Source organism: Blastococcus sp. MG754426 (assembly GCF_021699055.1).
GTDB lineage: Bacteria > Actinomycetota > Actinomycetes > Mycobacteriales > Geodermatophilaceae > Blastococcus.
In genome coordinates, this window is record NZ_SSXC01000164.1 from 1 (window position 1) to 1,120 (window position 1,120).

Here is a 1,120-nt window from a genome sequence, read left to right on the forward strand (position 1 = left end):
AGCTGTACTGACCGGAGACGTTGGTCGAGGAGCTGTGACTCCGGGATCTGACTGAGGGATCTTGTGAGGGGAGGACCTCCGGGCGTGGAGTGGAGCTGCTGAAGGCACCCATTCCACGAAGCACCGGAGGTCCTCGTGCTCCACGCTAATGCCGCCTTGACCCCGCGCCAGCGTCTGCGGCTGGCGAAGCTCGTCGTCGAGGAGGACTGGCCCAAGGTTCGCGCCGCGGAGTTCTTCGGGGTCGCGTGGAAGACCGCCGATCGGTGGGCCGAGCGATACCGGCTGCTGGGCAAGGCCGGCATGGTCGATCGCTCCAGCCGACCACACACCAGCCCAGGCAAGACCGATGCGGCGAGGACGAAGCGGATCGTGTCGCTGCGGCTGCGCAAGCGGTGGGGCGCGGTCCGGCTCGCGGCAGAGACCGGCGTGGCGCCCTCGACCGCCGGGGCGGTGCTGCGCCGCTGCGGCCTCAGCCGGCTGTCTCGACTCGAGCGCCGCGAACGCCAGGTCGTGCGCTACGAGCACGCCGCACCCGGCGACCTGCTGCACGCCGATGTGAAGAAGCTGGGCAACATCCCCGCCGGCGGTGGCTGGCGCTTCCTCGGTCGCGAGCGAGGCAACGTGAACCGGCACCTCGATGGTGGTCGTGCCCGCAGCCGCCACCACGACCCGCTGATAGGCCACGGATTCATCCACGTCATCCTCGATGATCACAGTCGGCTGGCCTACGCCGAGATCCACGACGACGAGCTCGGGATCACCGCGACCGCGGTACTGCGCCGGGCCGTGGCCTGGTTCGCCGACCGTGGCGTGATCACCCGCCGGGTGCTGACCGACAACGGCGGCTGCTACCGCAGCCGCCACTGGGCTACCGCCTGCGCCGAACTGGGCATCACTCCGAAACGGACCAGGCCCTACCGCCCGCAGACCAACGGCAAGGTCGAACGGTTCAACCGCACCATGACCAGCGAGTGGGCCTTCGTCGAGATGTTCACCAGCGAGGCCGACCGTCGCGCAGCCTTTCCTGCTTGGCTACACGCCTACAACCACCACCGGCCCCACACCGGCATCGGCGGCCACCCACCCATCAGCCGCTTGACCAACCTCCCCGGTCAGTACA

General features: G+C 69.0%; 1 protein-coding gene. It reads left to right on the plus strand.

Annotated features, from left to right (window positions below; genetic code table 11):
- Positions 1–135 precede the first annotated feature (135 nt).
- A partial coding sequence (locus tag E9549_RS22800) for an IS481 family transposase (RefSeq protein WP_236828886.1) occupies positions 136–1,120 on the plus strand: 985 nt, incomplete at its 3' end.